17 protein-coding genes are annotated in these 15,483 nt (G+C 64.7%); 3 read left to right on the top strand and 14 right to left on the bottom strand.

Annotated elements, in window-relative coordinates; all coding sequences use genetic code 11:
* Window positions 1-47: 47 nt before the first annotated feature.
* Window positions 48-896: a LysR substrate-binding domain-containing protein gene (locus tag AC1DUN_RS18975; protein WP_477663742.1), complete on the bottom strand. Its 849-nt coding sequence runs from the start codon at window positions 894-896 to the stop codon at window positions 48-50.
* A gap of 82 nt (window positions 897-978) precedes the next feature.
* Here AC1DUN_RS18975 and AC1DUN_RS18970 point away from each other — a divergent pair, with 82 nt between their 5' ends.
* Both AC1DUN_RS18970 and AC1DUN_RS18965 read left to right on the top strand, forming a co-directional pair.
* The gene (locus AC1DUN_RS18970; RefSeq protein WP_477715315.1) at window positions 979-1,680 is read left to right on the top strand and encodes an HAD-IA family hydrolase; all 702 of its coding nucleotides are present in this window, start codon (window positions 979-981) and stop codon (window positions 1,678-1,680) included.
* Between the two features lie 19 nt (window positions 1,681-1,699).
* A complete protein-coding gene (locus AC1DUN_RS18965; protein ID WP_477715314.1) occupies window positions 1,700-2,482 on the top strand; it encodes an aldolase in 783 nt (260 codons plus the stop codon).
* On the opposite strand, the gene AC1DUN_RS18960 is transcribed toward AC1DUN_RS18965, so the two are convergent.
* From AC1DUN_RS18960 to AC1DUN_RS18910, 11 genes are all read right to left on the bottom strand, one after another.
* Window positions 2,479-3,459: a recombination-associated protein RdgC gene (locus tag AC1DUN_RS18960; RefSeq protein WP_477715313.1), complete on the bottom strand. Its 981-nt coding sequence runs from the start codon at window positions 3,457-3,459 to the stop codon at window positions 2,479-2,481. The two genes, AC1DUN_RS18965 and AC1DUN_RS18960, sit on opposite strands and share 4 nt — an antisense overlap.
* A 140-nt stretch (window positions 3,460-3,599) precedes the next feature.
* On the bottom strand, window positions 3,600-4,154 hold the full coding sequence (locus AC1DUN_RS18955; RefSeq protein WP_477715312.1) for an NUDIX hydrolase: 555 nt from the start codon (window positions 4,152-4,154) through the stop codon (window positions 3,600-3,602).
* A gap of 67 nt (window positions 4,155-4,221) precedes the next feature.
* Window positions 4,222-5,184 (bottom strand): MBL fold metallo-hydrolase, encoded by a 963-nt coding sequence (locus AC1DUN_RS18950; RefSeq protein ID WP_477715311.1) that lies wholly within the window; start codon window positions 5,182-5,184, stop codon window positions 4,222-4,224.
* Window positions 5,185-5,387: 203 nt separating this feature from the next.
* Complete coding sequence (locus AC1DUN_RS18945) at window positions 5,388-6,440, bottom strand: TRAP transporter substrate-binding protein (protein WP_477715310.1); 1,053 nt, start codon at window positions 6,438-6,440, stop codon at window positions 5,388-5,390.
* 87 nt (window positions 6,441-6,527) lie between these two features.
* Complete coding sequence (locus AC1DUN_RS18940) at window positions 6,528-7,847, bottom strand: TRAP transporter large permease (protein ID WP_477715309.1); 1,320 nt, start codon at window positions 7,845-7,847, stop codon at window positions 6,528-6,530.
* Entirely contained in the window at window positions 7,844-8,326 is a 483-nt protein-coding gene (locus AC1DUN_RS18935) for a TRAP transporter small permease (protein ID WP_477715308.1), read from the bottom strand. The genes AC1DUN_RS18940 and AC1DUN_RS18935 overlap by 4 nt, the downstream gene beginning before the upstream one ends.
* 247 nt (window positions 8,327-8,573) lie before the next feature.
* The gene (locus tag AC1DUN_RS18930) at window positions 8,574-9,269 is read right to left on the bottom strand and encodes a fumarylacetoacetate hydrolase family protein (RefSeq protein ID WP_477715307.1); all 696 of its coding nucleotides are present in this window, start codon (window positions 9,267-9,269) and stop codon (window positions 8,574-8,576) included.
* Window positions 9,266-10,360, bottom strand: coding sequence for a gentisate 1,2-dioxygenase (gtdA, locus tag AC1DUN_RS18925; protein ID WP_477715306.1), 1,095 nt, complete (start codon window positions 10,358-10,360; stop codon window positions 9,266-9,268). The genes AC1DUN_RS18930 and gtdA overlap by 4 nt, the downstream gene beginning before the upstream one ends.
* Before the next feature lie 18 nt (window positions 10,361-10,378).
* A complete protein-coding gene (locus AC1DUN_RS18920) occupies window positions 10,379-11,743 on the bottom strand; it encodes an FAD-dependent oxidoreductase (RefSeq protein ID WP_477715305.1) in 1,365 nt (454 codons plus the stop codon).
* 218 nt (window positions 11,744-11,961) lie between these two features.
* Window positions 11,962-12,942, bottom strand: coding sequence for a Bug family tripartite tricarboxylate transporter substrate binding protein (locus AC1DUN_RS18915; protein WP_477715304.1), 981 nt, complete (start codon window positions 12,940-12,942; stop codon window positions 11,962-11,964).
* 28 nt (window positions 12,943-12,970) lie between these two features.
* Complete coding sequence (locus AC1DUN_RS18910) at window positions 12,971-14,170, bottom strand: 3-hydroxybenzoate 6-monooxygenase (protein WP_477715303.1); 1,200 nt, start codon at window positions 14,168-14,170, stop codon at window positions 12,971-12,973.
* Between the two features lie 136 nt (window positions 14,171-14,306).
* Between AC1DUN_RS18910 and AC1DUN_RS18905 the strand changes: the two genes are divergently transcribed.
* Window positions 14,307-14,750, top strand: coding sequence for a MarR family winged helix-turn-helix transcriptional regulator (locus AC1DUN_RS18905; protein ID WP_477715302.1), 444 nt, complete (start codon window positions 14,307-14,309; stop codon window positions 14,748-14,750).
* A gap of 62 nt (window positions 14,751-14,812) precedes the next feature.
* Here AC1DUN_RS18905 and AC1DUN_RS18900 read toward each other — a convergent pair whose 3' ends face one another.
* Entirely contained in the window at window positions 14,813-15,115 is a 303-nt protein-coding gene (locus AC1DUN_RS18900; protein ID WP_477715301.1) for an antibiotic biosynthesis monooxygenase family protein, read from the bottom strand.
* A gap of 38 nt (window positions 15,116-15,153) precedes the next feature.
* The gene (locus AC1DUN_RS18895; protein WP_477662951.1) at window positions 15,154-15,477 is read right to left on the bottom strand and encodes a 2Fe-2S iron-sulfur cluster-binding protein; all 324 of its coding nucleotides are present in this window, start codon (window positions 15,475-15,477) and stop codon (window positions 15,154-15,156) included.
* Window positions 15,478-15,483 lie beyond the last annotated feature (6 nt).

Here is a 15,483-nt window from a genome sequence, read left to right as displayed (position 1 = left end):
GTTTTCAATCCCCCGGAAAACCCTGAGCGTGCGGCTGCCTGTTTTGTTTATTTTCCGATGGAGTCGGCAAGAAATGCGACCAGCTGGCGTTGCGCAGTGTTCAGGGGCATGGGCGAAGAGACCAAGGCCAGCTCGGTGGCCGGCAACGGCGGGAACCCGTCCGCCTCGCCCAGCGCGCGATGCCCCGGCAGGACGGCCGTCGTCGGCAGCACGCTGATGCCCAAGCCCGACGCGACGGCGGCCTGTATGCCGGTGAGGCTGTGGCTGCCAAACACCACGCGCCAGCGTTTGCCGATCTTGTCCAGCGCCCGGATGGCGCGCTGCCGGTAGACGCAGCCTTGCGGAAACACCGCTAGCGGCACCTCTTCTTCTTTGTGCATGGCGGCTATCCCTGCGACCCATACCAGGGATTCAGGCCAGGACGCGATGCATTCTCCGCTGCCGGGTTCCCGCTTGACCAGCGCGATGTCGATCTCGCCCAGGTGCAGCTTGTGGTGCAGGTCTGTGCTCATGCCGCTCACGGTGTCCAGTCGTGTGCCCGGGTGGAGGGCCAGGAAGTCCGACAGCATCGCCGACATGCGCTGCGCATTGAAGTCCTCGGGCACGCCCACGCGCACCGGCGCCAGCACCGTGGGGGCTGACAGCATGTCTTCGGCCTCCTGAGCAATCGCAAGCAGGCGGCGCGCATAGGCCGCGAGGATCTCGCCATGCTCGGTGGGGTTGACGCGCTTGCCTGTCCTGTCACGCACCAGCAGGGCGCGGCCGACGTTGTCTTCCAGCTTGCTGATTTGCTGGCTCACGGTGGACTGGGTGCGGTGCACGCGCTCAGCGGCCCGCGTGAAGCTGCGCTCGTCGACGACGCAGACCAGGGTTTTGAGGAGTTCGAGATCCAGCATGGATTGCTTATTTATAAATCAACTGATACTTAGATAATAATTTAATTTGTAAATATCATGCTGGAATCGCACAGTTCCCGACATGACACTTGAAAACACACCCCGGCCGGACTGGCTCACTTTTGATTGCTATGGAACCCTGATCCAGTGGGACGAAGGCCTGCGGGCGGCGGTCGGGAAAATCCTGCGGTTCAAGGGCGCGCCCGATGTCGATCCCGCAAGCCTGATCTCGCTACACGACCGCTACGAGCACCAGCTTGAGCAGGAAAAGCCGCACCGTTCGTTCCGCGAGGTCTCCGGCCAGTCGCTGCGCATGGCACTCGAGGCGCTGGGCCTGCGCAGCGGTGCGGACGACGGCCGCATCCTGACGGACGGCATAGGCGCGATGCCGCCTTTTCCCGAGGTCGTCGCCACGCTGAAGCGGCTCCAGGCGCTTGGCTTCAGGCTCTGCATCGTTTCCAACACGGACGACGACATCATCGCCGGCAATGTGGCGCAACTGGGCGGGACCATAGACCGCGTCATCACGGCCCAGCTGGCCGGTGCCTACAAGCCGGCCCGGCGCTTGTTCGACTACGCCCATGCCGAACTCGGGGTCGGCAAGGACGACGTCGTGCACATCTGCGCGAGCCCGCACCTCGACCACGCGGCGGCACGCGACATCGGGTTTCGATGCGTGTGGATAGACCGCGGCGTCAGGGCCCCCTTGCCGGACTACACGCCCGATGCAACACTGTCCACGCTGGACCAGGTGCTGGGCCTGTTCCAGAAGCTCGGCTGGTAAATACCAAGGAGATTTTCAGATGGCCCATACCCTTTCAGTGGCGGCGCCTGCGGCAAAGAGCCGGCGTCTGGACCTGTCTTCAGCCGCCGTCCGGCAAACCCGCATGGAGCTGGCCGCCTGCTTCCAGCTCGCGGCCAGGTTCGGCCTGGAAGAAGGTATCTGCAACCACTTCTCCGCGCTCGTGCCGGGCCATGAGGGCCTGTTCTTCGTGAACCCCTACGGTTATGCCTTCCGGGAAATCACCGCTTCGCGCCTGCTGGTCTGTGACTTTGACGGCAATGTGCTGGACGGCGAAGGCCAGCCCGAGGCGACCGCGTTTTTCATCCATGCGCGCCTGCACCGCCTGCAGCCGCGCGTGCGCGTCGCCTTTCATACCCACATGCCCAATGCCACGGCGCTCAGCATGCTGGAAGGTCCGCCGCTGCTGTGGCTGGGCCAGACCGCGCTGAAGTTCTACGGGCGCGTCGCGGTTGACGAGCACTACAACGGCCTGGCGCTCGACAACTCCGAGGGCGACCGCATCAGCGCCACGCTGGGCGACGCCGACGTGGTGTTTCTCAAGAACCACGGCGTGATCGTGACCGGTCCCACGGTGGCCGAAGCCTGGGATGACCTGTATTACCTGGAGCGCGCCGCCGAAGTCCAGCTCAAGGCCATGAGCACGGGGCGGCCGCTGCGCGGCATTCCGCATGAGGTGGCGCAGCGCGCCTACGAGCAGATGCGGGTGGGCGACCCCGCGAGTGCGCGGGCGCACCTGGACAGCATGCTGCGCCTCCTGGAGGAAGACGGCGTGCGGTTTTAGGCCGGCTCGGGCACCGGTTCGGCCGCCGTGGCCTGCCCGGCAGCGGCCTCGCCTTCGCCCAGTTCGCCGCCCAGCGCATCCAGCACATCGGGGATCAGCGAGGACAGCTCGCCGGTGATGATGGCCGCGTCGGTGTCAAAACCGTCGTCGTCCTTGCCGCTTTCCTGCACACCGTCCAGCACCACGTCGAGCAGCTTGAGTTTTTTGAGCTGCGCGGTTTCGGTGAGCACAAAGGACACGCGCTCGTTCCAGGTCATGGCCAGCTGCGTGGGCAGCTTGCCGGCGGCAATGTGCTGGGCCACCTCGTCGATGTCCAGGGTGTGGCGCGAATAGCGCACCGTGGCCTTCTGGTCGTCGGGCGTCTTGAGTTCGCAGTCGCGGTCCACGGTGAAGTTGTAGGGCGCTTCGCGCGTCGACAGCCAGTGCGACATCGCGGCGGCGGCCGACATCTGCGTCTGTATGGGGCTGGCCTTGAGGCCGGGCAGGGCGCCGGGGATTTCGCTGAGCGCCTCCACCAGGTAGCTGATCACTTTGTCGGCGCCCGTGAGATTGCCGGAATCGACCACCAGGAATTTGTTCACCGGGTCTATCCACAGCGTGGTGGTGGATCGTTTGGTGAAGGCGCGCGGCAGCAGGTCCAGCATGACTTCCTGCTTGAACTCTTTTTTGATCTTGGCGCCCACGCGCTCGCGGCCGGTTTCTTCCTTGTACTTCTCTATGCGTTCGTCCACCGCTGCCTTGACGGCCGAGGAGGGCACGGGCCGGCGCTCGGTGCACAGCCGCGCGATCACCGAGCGGCCTACGCTCTCGAGCAGCACGGTGCTTTTATTGCCGCGCGGCGGCACCCAGCCGCTGGACTCCGGCTCGGTCGCGCCGCAGGGCACAAAGCGGTGGGACTGGAAAATTTCTTCCAGTGCCTCCAGGGGCGGCAACACAAAATCATCGGCAATGCGGAAAAAGATCGCGGTATTGAACATGGATTCCGGGGAGGGTGTGGGAGACAGGGAAAAGAGCCTGGCCGCGGGGCCGGGTGAAAGCGAAGGCCTGGTGGGGCATTCGCCGGTATGCGGGAAATTCTACCGGGTCTGCCGGGACGGGCTGCGCGCTCCGTCAGCACTCAGGCGATGTCGGCGGTATGGATGCCAAAGGCGCCCTTGCGCCTGTCTTCAAAATAACGTTCCAGCGTTTCCTTGACCGTCTTGAAGGCGATCTCGTCCCAGGGAATTTCGGCTTCGGTGAACAGCCGTGCCTCTATGGTTTCGTGGCCGGGATTGAACTCGGTGCTCAAAAGCCGTGCCCGGTAAAACAGATGGACCTGGCCGACGCGCACCACGTTCATCACGGTGAAAAGACCCAGCATTTCAAATTGCGCGCCGGCCTCTTCATCGGTCTCACGGGCCGCGCCTTCGGCGGTGGTTTCGCCCAGTTCCATGAAACCGGCGGGCAAGGTCCATTTGCCCCAGCGCGGTTCGATGTTGCGTTTGCAGAGCAGCACCTGCGCGCCGTCCTCGCCCCAGGTGGGCACGGTGCCAACCACATTCAGCGGGTTTTCGTAGTGGACGGTGTTGCAGGCCGGGCAGACCGCGCGCTCCTTGGTGTCGCCGTCATCCGGCAGCCTGTAGGCCACGGCGGTGCCGCAGACGCGGCAGTGTTTCAGGGGAAGGCGGTGCATCAAATGAGTGTAGCGGCTTCGTGCCCGGCCCACGCCGCCTGGGCACGCGGCCGCCTTCAGGGCTCGCCTATTTGAGCGAGGAATAGTTGAGCGGCACCCAGGCGTAGGCCTTGCCGGCCGCCTTGCGCACATGGCCCAGGCCCGGGAAGGCGATGTGGGCCGAGCCGACCAGGTAGCCGCCCTTGGCCGCTGCGGCATAGGCCAGGGCCCGCTCTTTGGCGGCCGGTGCGGAATCGCTGTCGAACTTGATGGTGACGCCGGGATCGTCGAACTGGACAGCCGCCACATGCATCAGGTCGCCCCACAGCACCAGCTTCTCGCCCTTGCTTTCCACCACATACACGCTGTGGCCGGCCGTGTGGCCGTGTGTCGGTTGCGCGCTGATGCCGGGCACAAGCTCGGTGCGGCCCTCAAAAGTCTTGAGCTTGCCGGCTGCAGCATAGGGCTTGATGGAAGCCATCGCACCCTGGAAGAAGCCTTGCGACTCCTTGGGCGCCGCGTTCATCTTGGCTTCGTCGAGCCAGAAATCGGCGTCGGCCTTGTCCACGCGCACGATGGCATTGGGAAAGGCGACGGCGCCGCCCACCACCAGGCCGCCCACATGGTCGGGGTGCATATGGGTGATGTAGATCTCATCGACCTGCTCGGGCTGGTAACCGGCCGCCTTGAGGTTGGCCTGCAGGCTGCCCAGCGTGGGGCCGAAGAGGCCCGCGGCACCGGTGTCTATCAACACCAGCTTGCTGCCGGTGTTGATGAGGTAGGCATTGACCGAGGTTTCCACCTTGTCGTCCAGGAAGGCGCGTTTCAGGGCCGCATCGACCTTGGCCGGCGTGGTGCGGGTCAGCAGGTCCTTGACCGGCAGTTTGACAGTGCCGTCGGACAGCGCGGTGACTTCAAAGTCGCCGAGCATGACGCGGTAGTAGCCCGGCGCCTGGGTCTTGACCATGGGGCCGGCGGCCAAGGCGCTGAGCGCGGAGCCCGCCAGCAGGACGCTGAGGGCGAGATGCCTGAAAGTGAAAGGACGCGGCATGAAGTTCCCCTTGAGTTGTTGCTGTGTTGTGAATGGTGCTTGAGCGCGTGTGAATGTAGTCGCCGGGCGGGAACTTTGCGCGCTGCTTTCGGCAATCCCCTGCTCGCGGATGGGCAACTCGGTGGACCGGGCGCTCAAGGCCATAAAAAAAACCGGGCTCTTGGCCCGGTTTTTGTGGGTGTGCGCCTAAACGCCGACGGGGCTCAGGCCTTGGTCGTCTTGGTGTGCTTTTCGATGAGGCCGCGTGCCGTGTCGAGCAGCTTCTTGCCGTCGAAGCCTTTTTTGTTCATGTCTTCCACCCACTCGACTTCCACCGTGCGCGACTTGCGGCGGAAGTCCTGGGCTTCGGCGGCGCTCACGGTGTAAATCGTGTTGCCGCGGTCGCTGGCGGTCTTGCGGCCGGGCACGTCGTTGCCCTGCTGCACCTTGCCCAGCCAGGCCGAGGTCGCCATGCCGGAATTGTTGTCGATGACTTTTTTGAGCTCGGGCGCCAGCGAGTTGTACTTGGCCTTGTTCATGGCCATCACAAAGGTGGTGGTGTAGAGGCTGCCGCCGGCGGGGTCGAACTCGGCGTGGAACTTGGTCAGTTCGTTGACCTTGACCGAAGGCACGACCTCCCAGGGAATCACGCAGCCGTTGATGGTGCCCTTGCTCAGCGCATCGGGAATCTGCGGCAGCGGCATGCCGACCGGCGTGGCGCCCAGCACGCCCATGAGTTTGGTCACCTGGCGGGTGGGCGCGCGCAGCTTGAGGCCGCGCATGTCGGCGATCGATTTGACGGGCTTGTCCACCGTGTGGATCACGCCGGGGCCGTGCACCTGCAGCGCCAGCACCTGGGTGTCCTTGAACTCGTCCGGCGCGACGGTCTGCACGTATTCCCAATAGGCCTTGGAAGTCGCTTCGGCGTTGGACATGATGAAAGGCAGCTCAAACACCTCGATGCGCGGAAAGCGCCCGGCGGTGTTGCCCGGCAGGGTCCAAACCACGTCGACCACGCCGTCCTTGACCTGGTCGTAGAGCTGCACGGGCGTGCCGCCCAGTTGCATGGCCGGGTAGCCCTCGAACTTGATGCGCCCGCCCGATTCCTTTTCGACTTTTTCCATCCAGGGCTTGTGCATGGCCAGCCAGACATTGGAGGTTGGCGACATGAAGGTGTGGAACTTCAGGGTCACGGCCTGCTGGGCCAGGCTGGAGAGGGCCGGTGCGCCCAGGGCGGCGGCGGCGCCGGTCTTCAAAAGTGTGCGGCGGTGGATCATGGAAGTCTCCATTGGTAAAGATGATTCGACGTTATACGAAACCCGGACAGGCTGAACCGGTGAATTCCCTTGAATGCGGCGCGGAGGTCAATTCATGAACTTCACCAGCCAGAGGGCAATGCCCGGAAAGGCCAGCATCAACACGATGCGGATCAGGTCGCTGACGAGAAAGGGCAGCACGCCGCGAAAACTTTCGCTGAGCGGTACATCCCTGGCCATGCCGTTGACCACGTAAACGTTCAGCCCCATGGGCGGGACCAGGAGGCCGAAGGAGACCACCATCAGGATCAGGATGCCGAACCAGATGGCCAGCGACTCCTTGGGCATGCCGAAATCCAGGCCCATCACGACCGGGAAAAAGATCGGGATGGTCAGCAGGATGATGGAAAGCTCCTCGGTCACCATGCCCAGCAGGAGATGCAGTGCCACGATGGCGACCATGACCCAGATCGGCGCCAGGTTCCAGCTGGCGATCAGCCCGACCAGCTGGTGCTGTATCTGCGTCAGCGCCAGTGTCGAGTTCATGATGTCGGCGCCGATGAAGATCAGGAAAATCATGGCTGAACTGGTGGCGGTGCCGTAAAAGCAGTGCTTGAACTTCTCCCAGGTCATCTCGCCCTTGGCCAGCGCCGCCAGGAAGGCCGTGGCCGCACCCACGGCCGCGCCTTCGGTTGGCGAGAAGAAGCCGCCGTAAATGCCGCCAAACACGAGCGTGAACACGGCGGCAATCGGTGCCAGCCCAATGATCAGTCGCGTGTTCATTTTCGGCGGGTTCTTCAATACCTCCGGCGCATGACCCGGCACCACACGCACGTAGACGGCGATCACCAGCATATAGCCCAGCATCGCCAGGATGCCGGGGATGGTGGCGGCGAGAAACAGCTTGGCGATGTTTTGCTCGGTCAGGATCGCGTAGATCACCAGCGGCACGGACGGAGGGATCAGGATGCCGAGCGTGCCGGCGGTGGCCAGCGTGCCGGTGGCAAGGCGTCCCGAATAGCCGTGGCGTTTCATTTCAGGCAAGGCCACTCCCGTGATGGTGGCCGCGGTGGCGACGGAAGATCCGCAAATCGCGCCGAAAGCCGCGCTGGCCATCACGGCGGCCATGGCCAGCCCGCCCTTGAGCCGGCCGGTGATGGCCGCGGTGAACTCGAACAGGGATTTGCTGATGCCGCCTTGCGTGGCGAACTGGCCCATCAGGATAAAGAGCGGGATCACCGACAGGTCATAACTGGCAAAGCGCGCGAACGCCATGCTGTTCATGAAATTGGCAAACGGGCCCCAGCCGGTCTGCATGACGTAGCCCACGGAGCCCGCCAGGAACATGCTGATGGCGATCGGCGTGCGCAATGCCATCAGCACGAACATCAGAACAAGGACAAAGCCCGCGATGGAAAGGCCGCTCATGCCGGAATCTCCGGCTCGGCCCGGAAACCAAAGACCGCCTGACACAGGGCAATCACCGCGGTCAGCAAAAAGCCCGGCACCATGGTGACGTAGGCGTACCACTCCGGAACACCCAGCAGCATGGTGCTGGAGTTGGTCTGCCACGAGTTCAGGCCACCGAGCCCGGCGCGCCAGGCCAGCAGCACAAAGCACAGGCCGAGGAGCAGGGCTCCCAGCCGGTCCAGTTGCGTATTGACGCGATGCGGCACGCGTGCGGTAAAAAAGTCGACGATGATGTTGCCGCGCTGCAACTGGCACAGGGGCATGAACAGGCCTACGGCCGCGCCGGTAGCCAGGCCGACCAGCTCAAAGTCGCCTGGAACGGTTTTGCCCAAGGTTTCGCGGCCAATGATGCTGACACAGGTCAGCAGCGTGATCGCCGTCATCAACAGCCCGGCCAGGATGGCGCTCAGCTTCGACAGGTTTTCAAGGATTTTCAAGAAAGGTCTCCGAAAAGCAGAACATGGTTTCGGGGTGTTCCCTGGAACCGCATGGGCCGATTATCAGAATTGCGGCTTCATCCGGTCAGGCGGCTTACCCGAAGAGGCCAGGGTATTTGCGCGGTGATTAAAACAGATGCGCGTTCATCGCGCAAACCGCCGGCCATGAAAAACGGCCGCGCGAGGCGGCCGTTCATGCTTGTCGCCGCTGCCTGTGGTGTGGGCGCGGACATGGGTAAAGGTGTGCTTATGCGACCTTGACGGTCAGCGTGCCCAGGCCGGCCACGCTGCCGACCATGGTGTCGCCCGAGACCACCGCCGCCACGCCTTCGGGCGTGCCGGTGTAAATCAGGTCGCCGGGCTGCAGCTCCCAGGCGGTCGACAGGTGCTCAATGGTTTCGGCGATGTTCCAGATCAGCTTGGACACATTGCTGCGCTGGCGGTCCGTGCCGTTGACCTGGATATACAGCTCGGCATGGTTCACGTCGCCGGCCTGGGCCGCGGGCGTGATCGGGCCTATGGGTGCGGAGTGGTCGTAGGCCTTGCCTATGCACCAGGGGCGGCCCTGTTTTTTCATCTCGCCCTGCAGGTCGCGGCGCGTCATGTCCAGGCCCACGGCGTAGCCGTAGATGTGTTTGTGCGCGTCGGCGGCCTTGATGTTTTTGCCGCCCGTGCCTATGGCCACGACCAGCTCGATCTCATGGTGCAGGTTTTTGGTCAGGCTCGGGTAGGGGATGGTGCCGGTGCTGCCGGCCTCCACCGCGACGATGGCGTCGGCCGGTTTCAGGAAGAAGAAGGGCGGCTCGCGGCCGGTAAAGCCCATTTCCTTGGCGTGCTCTTCGTAGTTGCGGCCCACGCAGTAAATGCGGTGCACGGGAAACCGCTCTTTGCTGCCGACGACGGGGACGGACACCGTGGCCGGTGGGGTGATGACAAAACTCATGACAACCTTTCTTCTCTGTGTATGCCCAGGGCCTGGTGCACCGGGCGGTCTGAAAAACTGAACAGCACACAAGATTGCGCCGAACGCAATTGCGCAGTGTGCCACGACGGAATCACAAAATGGTCGCGCGGGCCGAATTCAAAGGTCCGGGTTTCGCCACCCTGTGTGATGTCGACCGAGCCCGAGCCCTCGACCACGCTGAACACGGCGCCGTCGGTCTGGCGCCAGGGCTTGCCGGCAAAGCCGGCGGGCAGGCGCTGCATAAAGGTCGCCATGGTGGGCATGGGCGAGCCGCCCGTGGCCGGGTTCACATAACGCAGCTTGACGCCGTCCCAGGCGTCGATGTCGCCATGGGTTTCCAGCTGGTGCAGGGTGTCGCGCGTGCGCTCGTAGGGATAGCTGAAGATGGGCGAGGTCTGGCCGAAGGGCGCGTCGTAGCGCACCGGCAGCATGTTGGCGCCATAGCGGTGGCTGCTGATACCCAGGGGCTTGGTGACTTCCTGCTGTTTGGCGCCGCCGTTCTCGGCAAAACCCGCGTCGAAAAAGCGCAGCATGGGAATGTCCAGGCCGTCCAGCCAGACCACGGGCGCGTCGGACTCGACGCGGCCTTCATGGCCGTGGTCGTGCCAGGTCCAGCTGGGGGTGATGATGAAGTCGCCGGGCTTCATCAGCGTGCGCTCGCCGTCGACGGCGGTGAAAGCGCCGTGGCCTTCGACGACAAAACGCAGCGCGCTTTGCGTGTGGCGGTGGCTGGGCGCGATTTCACCGGGCAGGATGACCTGCAGGCCGGCGTAGAGCGACTGCGTGATGCAGGATTGCCCGCGCAGGCCGGGGTTTTCCAGGATCAGCACGCGGCGCACCGCTTCTTCGGCGGTGATCAGCTCGCCCGACTGCATCAGGAAGGGACGCACGTCGGCATATTTCCACAGCGCCGGCCGGCAGGGCGTGTTCGGCGACTGCGGCACCAGCGCATGCAGCACTTCCCAGAGCGGCGTCATGCTGTGCGCCGAAATGGCCTCATAAAAAGCCTTGCGCGCGGCGCCGCCCGGCACTGCGCTCTGGCCGTGGGCGGGAGGGGGCATCATGTCCATGATGGTGTCCTTCTTTGGTTAAAGATCGCCGTCGTTGTCGAAATACACGCCGTCCTGCGTGAGCAGCTGCTGCAGCCGCCTCACGTCGGTCTCTGCAAAACTCCGGCCTGCGCCCGCCACGGCCGCCGCCGTGCCGGCCGCCTGGCCCATCACAAAGCAGCCGCCGCTGGCGCGCGCGGCCGACTGGCCCTCGTGCGTCATCGAGGCGCAGCGCCCGGCCACCAGCAGGTTGGCCAGGCCCTGGGGCACCAGCATGCGCCAGGGCAGCTCGTTGTAGGCGCGGCCCTGCGCGGCGTCGACGTTGCGCGGAAACTGCCAGTCGATGCGGCCGTCGGCATGCAGCTCCATGGGCCAGGCGTTGATGCCTATGGCGTCGTCAAAGCGGGCCGAGGAGAGGATGTCTTCGCCGCTCAGCGCATACAGGCCTTGGATGCGGCGCGTCTCGCGTATGCCGACCTGGGGCGCGATGTCCACGATGGCGGAATCCGCGAAGCCCGGTACCTCATTGCGCAGGAAACGGAAAAATTCGGTGATCTGGCGCCGGCCTTCGAGTTCGCCCTCGCTCAGTTGCCGTGCGTCGGTGGCATCCATGGCCGTGCCCTGGGCGTTGCGGATCTGCGTGACGTTGGCGCGCCATTCGGCCGGGTTCTTCTGCGGCCTCAAGATGGCGCCCTCGCGCGGAAACTTGTAGCGGCCCGGCTCACGCGCCTGGCTTTCGGCCATCAGGGTGTTGATGGCCTTGAATTCGCCGACGGCCGCCAGCGCACGCTGTGCGTCGACATGGCCGACGCGGAACATGGTCGAGGGAAACAGCGCGCTGCCGTGGCCGTCGCCGAGCTCGAAAGGCACGCCCGCGAAGTTCGCCACGTCGGCGTCGCCCGAGCAGTCGACAAAGCGCGTGGCGCGTATGGCCTGGCGGCCGGATTTGGTCTCCACCACCAGGGCGTTGATGCGATCGCCCTCCATCACCACGGCCGCGGCCCAGGCATGAAAGAGGATGTGCACGCCGGCGGCCACCAGCAACTGGTCGGCCGCGCATTTGTAGGCCGACACGTCGTAGGATCGCACGCGTATGCGGCCCTGCATGCCGTCCTGCGGCGCGTTCAGGCCACCCAACGTGTCTATGCGCTGCAGCAGCTCGTCGGCAACGCCGCGCACCACCTGCCGCATTTCGCCGTTCTTGCGGCCATAGAGGCCCGCGAAATTGGTGACACCGCCGGCCGTGCCCATGCCGCCCAGGAAACCGTAGCGCTCCACCAGCAAGGTGCGCGCGCCGTGCCGTGCAGCGCTGACGCTGGCGGCCAGGCCGGCCGGGCCGCCACCAATCACAACGACGTCAAATTCGCCGTAGATGGGCAGGCTGCGCGCGGGTTCAGTGATCAAGTTGCACCCCCGTCCAGGCTCACTGCGTGTAGCCTGTTCCCCCCTCGAGGGGGCGGCGCCTGCGGTCTGGCAAAGCCAGTCCCGCGGCCCCCACTGGTTGTACTCCCCGAACTCTTAAGCCCAGCATGAGCCGCGGAACCGGCTTTGCCGGACCGCAGGCGGGCGGCCCCCTCGGGGGGCAAGGAGTTACACGCAGTGAACGACTGTGGGGGCATCATTTACTCCAGCTTGATACCGCGCGACTGGATGATGCCGCCCAGGATGGCGGCCTCGTCCTTCACGCGGCTTTTGAGGCCGTCGGGCGAGGTGCCCACGGCCTGCCAGCCCTGGTTGAACAGTTTTTGCCGGGTGTCGGCATCGCGGATGATGCGCGGCACTTCCTGCGCCAGCCGCGCCTGTGCGGCTTTGGAGAGGTTTGCCGGGCCTATCAGCGCCGTCCACACCTCAAGGTTGACCTTGCTCACGCCGGCATCGGCCAGCGGCGGCACCTCCGGCACCAGCGAGGAGCGTCCCCCGGCCAGGCCTATGGCCTTGAGCTTGCCCGCGCGCACATGCGGCATGGCCACGCCGGGCGGGATCAGCGCCATCTGGATCTGGCCGCCCAGCATGGCGGTGACCACCTGGGGGTTGCCGGCAAAGGGCACGTGCACGGGTATGAGGCCGGGCACGCGGCTTTTGAGCAGCTCCATGCCCAGGTGGGCGACCGAGCCGTTGCCGACCGAGCCGTAGTTCCACTGGGCGCCGCCCTGGCGCGCGGCGGTGAAGAAGTCGGCCCCGCCGGGCTCGTTCGCGGGCGCCACCAGCACCAGCGGCGCGGTGGCCAGCAGCGAGATGGGCGTGAAATCTTTGGCTGGGTCGTAAGGTAGCTTGGGATACAGCAGTTTGGCCGAGGTCAGGTTGCCGTTGATGACGACGCCCAGCGTGTGGTCGTCCGTGGCCTTGGCGACCTGGTCGGCCGCGATATTGCCCGATGCGCCGGGTTTGTTGTCGATGACCACCGGCTGGCCCAGCGCGCGGCTCAGCGGTTCGGCCAGGGTGCGGGCCGCCATGTCGGGTGTGGAGCCGCCGGGAAAGCCCACGATGATGCGCACCGGCTTCGTCGGCCAGGCGCTGGGGGCGGCGGCCGCGGCGGACTGCGCGCAGGCAGCCAGAAACACGGCGGAGAACACGGTGGAATACACGCTGGCGAAAGGCTTCATCACAACAGTCCCTGAAACTTTAAAAGTGTCATTGGAACAGTTTTGACGGCTCGATTCCGTCGTACATCCACTTCAGGCCCGCGAAGCCCGCGCTTTCGGTGCCGCTCTGGAACATCTGGTTGCGAAGTTCACGCTGTACGCCGGCCGCATGGTAGATATCGCCATAAAAACGCGCGGTCAGCTGCACGCGGCCGGTGCGCAGGTAGCGCTTTTGCTGGTACTTCTGGAACGCCTTTTCCACATCGCCGCGGGTGTGGCGCAGCGCTTCGCGCAAGACCACCGCGTCCTCGATGGCCTGGCCGGCGCCCTGGGCCAGGTACTGCAGCATGGGGTGGGCGGCGTCGCCCAGCAGGGTCACGCGCCTGTCGGTCCAGTTCTTGACCGGCTCGCGGTCGCACAGCACCCACATCTTCCAGGTCTCTATCTTGCCCAGCAGTTCCTTGACCTGCGGGCAGGCCTGGGCAAAACGCTCGTTGAGCTCGGCCGTGTCGCCAAAGGTGTTCCAGCCTTCGTCGTACTTGTTGCTGTGGAAGACCGCGACCAGGTTGAACAGTTCGCCGCGGCGCAGCGGGTAGTGCACCAGGTGGGTTTTTTCGCCGCCCCAGAGCAGCACGTCGTCGCTCCACAAATGGGCCGGGACATCCTCGCGCTTGAGCACAGCGCGGTAGGCGATGTGGCCGGACACGCGGGGCTTGCCGTCGCCGACCACGGCCTCGCGGATGCGGCTCCACATGCCGTCGGCGCCTATCAGCGCGCTGCCTTCCACGGTTTCGCCGCCTTCGAGCCGCAGCGTCACGCCGCTAGCCGACTGGTCAAAGGACTCCACCTTGGCGTGGGTTCGCAGGGTGATGTTGGGCTGGGCGCGGCAGGCGTCCAGGAAGACCTGGTGCAGGTCGGCGCGGTAGATCACGCCGTAGGGAAAGCCGTAGGTCGCGCGGGCCAGGTCGCCCAGCGGCACGCGCACGACTTTTTCGCCGGTGCGCACGTCGTTCATGCCCAGGCCGGTGGGGAAGAAGGCCACCCGGTTGATGGCTTCGGTCAGGCCCAGGTAGTCGAACATGCGGAAGATGTTGGGTCCCAGCTGGATGCCGGCGCCGATTTCACCGAAGCTCGCCGCCTGCTCGAACAGGGTCACGCGGTGGCCGTCCTGGGCCAGCACCATGGCCGCGGCCAGCCCGCCGATGCCGCCGCCCGAGACGAGAAGAGGAAGTGCGGATGTGTGTGCCATAGGTGAGGGGATGGGTGAAAGGCTGAGCCAGGGAGAGCTTGAGTCGGGTGCCTTTATGATAAGTATACTTATCAATAGGGCGTTTGGCGCCTTGGTAGTTACCCTGAATTGCAAAGTGGGCCGTTAAACTCCGCACATGGCAAAAACATTTAATTTCAGCGAAGCTCCCGGGCACCTGATCCGCCGCGCGCAACAGCTCGCGGTGGCGATCTTCATGGAGGAGACGGCCGGTTTTGATGCCACACCGGTGCAGTTTGCCATCCTGAATGCCTTGATGGACGACCCCGGCGAAGACCAGATCACGCTGTCGGGCCGGGTGGCCTTCGACCCCGCCACCTTCGGCTCGGTGATAGGGCGGCTGGAAGCCAAGGGCTGGGTCAAGCGCGAGGCCGACCCCGCCGACAAGCGCCGCAAACTGCTGTGGACCACGCCCGAGGGCGAAAAAATCGCGCTGCAGATGAAGCGCGCCGTCAACAAGACCCAGCAGCGCATCCTGGCTCCGCTGGACGAGAACGAGCGGGTCCAATTCAACCAGCTGCTGGCCAAGCTGGTCACCGGCCACGAGAACGACGGCCGCTAAGCCGGCACGTCAATAAAAAACGGGGCTGAAAAGCCCCGTTTTTTATGGGATTCGGCGAAATCTCAAGCCGATTTGGCGAGCAGGTCGAAATGCTCCACTGTGGGCGGGCCGGCAAAAAACGGACCGACGATGGCGCGCCAGTCGGCAAACGCCGGCGACTGGCGGAAGTCGACGGTGTGGTTTTCCAGCGTATCCCAGAAGATCTGCAGGATGTAGCGCTCGGGGCTTTCAATGCCCTTGTTGACCTTGAAACCCTGGAAGCCCTTGGACTTGGAAATCACTTCCTGTAGGCCGCGCTGTATGGCTTCGTCAAAAGCGGCCTGCTGGCCGGGGTGGATGCGGATGTCGGCGAGTTCGAGAATCATGAAAAAACACTCCTTTGCTTCGATGTCTCAGTATTGGCTCAGTATTGGGTCAGCGGCAACTGTACCGTCAACCCGTCCAGCGCCGGCGTGAGCTTGATCTGGCAGCTCAGGCGGCTGGCGGCAGTGCGCGGCGCGGCGGTGAATTCCAGCATGCCCAGTTCCTCGCCGTCGGGCGGCGGCAGGCTGGACGCGAAGGGCTCCTGGACATGCACATGGCAGGTGGCGCAGGTGAGCAGCCCGCCGCAGTCGGCGGCTATGCCGTCTATGCCGGCCGCCACGGCGGCCTCCATCAGGCTTTTGCCGGGCTTGCCCTGCGCCGAGGTGGCACGGCCGTCGGCCGCGATGAAATGAATCGTGATCATGGGTGA

It is taken from the genome of Polaromonas sp. P4_F6 (assembly GCF_056401275.1).
This window is presented reverse-complemented; position numbering and strand designations above follow the sequence as displayed.

Bases quoted from the DNA above. Each gene is read 5' to 3' on its own strand.
- AC1DUN_RS18975 (WP_477663742.1), bottom strand. From the start codon at position 896: ATGCTGGATCTCGAACTCCTCAAAACCCTGGTCTGCGTCGTCGACGAG.
- AC1DUN_RS18970 (WP_477715315.1), top strand. From the start codon at position 979: ATGACACTTGAAAACACACCCCGGCCGGACTGGCTCACTTTTGATTGC.
- AC1DUN_RS18965 (WP_477715314.1), top strand. From the start codon at position 1,700: ATGGCCCATACCCTTTCAGTGGCGGCGCCTGCGGCAAAGAGCCGGCGT.
- AC1DUN_RS18960 (WP_477715313.1), bottom strand. From the start codon at position 3,459: ATGTTCAATACCGCGATCTTTTTCCGCATTGCCGATGATTTTGTGTTG.
- AC1DUN_RS18955 (WP_477715312.1), bottom strand. From the start codon at position 4,154: ATGCACCGCCTTCCCCTGAAACACTGCCGCGTCTGCGGCACCGCCGTG.
- AC1DUN_RS18950 (WP_477715311.1), bottom strand. From the start codon at position 5,184: ATGCCGCGTCCTTTCACTTTCAGGCATCTCGCCCTCAGCGTCCTGCTG.
- AC1DUN_RS18945 (WP_477715310.1), bottom strand. From the start codon at position 6,440: ATGATCCACCGCCGCACACTTTTGAAGACCGGCGCCGCCGCCGCCCTG.
- AC1DUN_RS18940 (WP_477715309.1), bottom strand. From the start codon at position 7,847: ATGAGCGGCCTTTCCATCGCGGGCTTTGTCCTTGTTCTGATGTTCGTG.
- AC1DUN_RS18930 (WP_477715307.1), bottom strand. From the start codon at position 9,269: ATGAGTTTTGTCATCACCCCACCGGCCACGGTGTCCGTCCCCGTCGTC.
- gtdA (WP_477715306.1), bottom strand. From the start codon at position 10,360: ATGGACATGATGCCCCCTCCCGCCCACGGCCAGAGCGCAGTGCCGGGC.
- AC1DUN_RS18915 (WP_477715304.1), bottom strand. From the start codon at position 12,942: ATGAAGCCTTTCGCCAGCGTGTATTCCACCGTGTTCTCCGCCGTGTTT.
- AC1DUN_RS18910 (WP_477715303.1), bottom strand. From the start codon at position 14,170: ATGGCACACACATCCGCACTTCCTCTTCTCGTCTCGGGCGGCGGCATC.
- AC1DUN_RS18905 (WP_477715302.1), top strand. From the start codon at position 14,307: ATGGCAAAAACATTTAATTTCAGCGAAGCTCCCGGGCACCTGATCCGC.
- AC1DUN_RS18900 (WP_477715301.1), bottom strand. From the start codon at position 15,115: ATGATTCTCGAACTCGCCGACATCCGCATCCACCCCGGCCAGCAGGCC.
- AC1DUN_RS18895 (WP_477662951.1), bottom strand. From the start codon at position 15,477: ATGATCACGATTCATTTCATCGCGGCCGACGGCCGTGCCACCTCGGCG.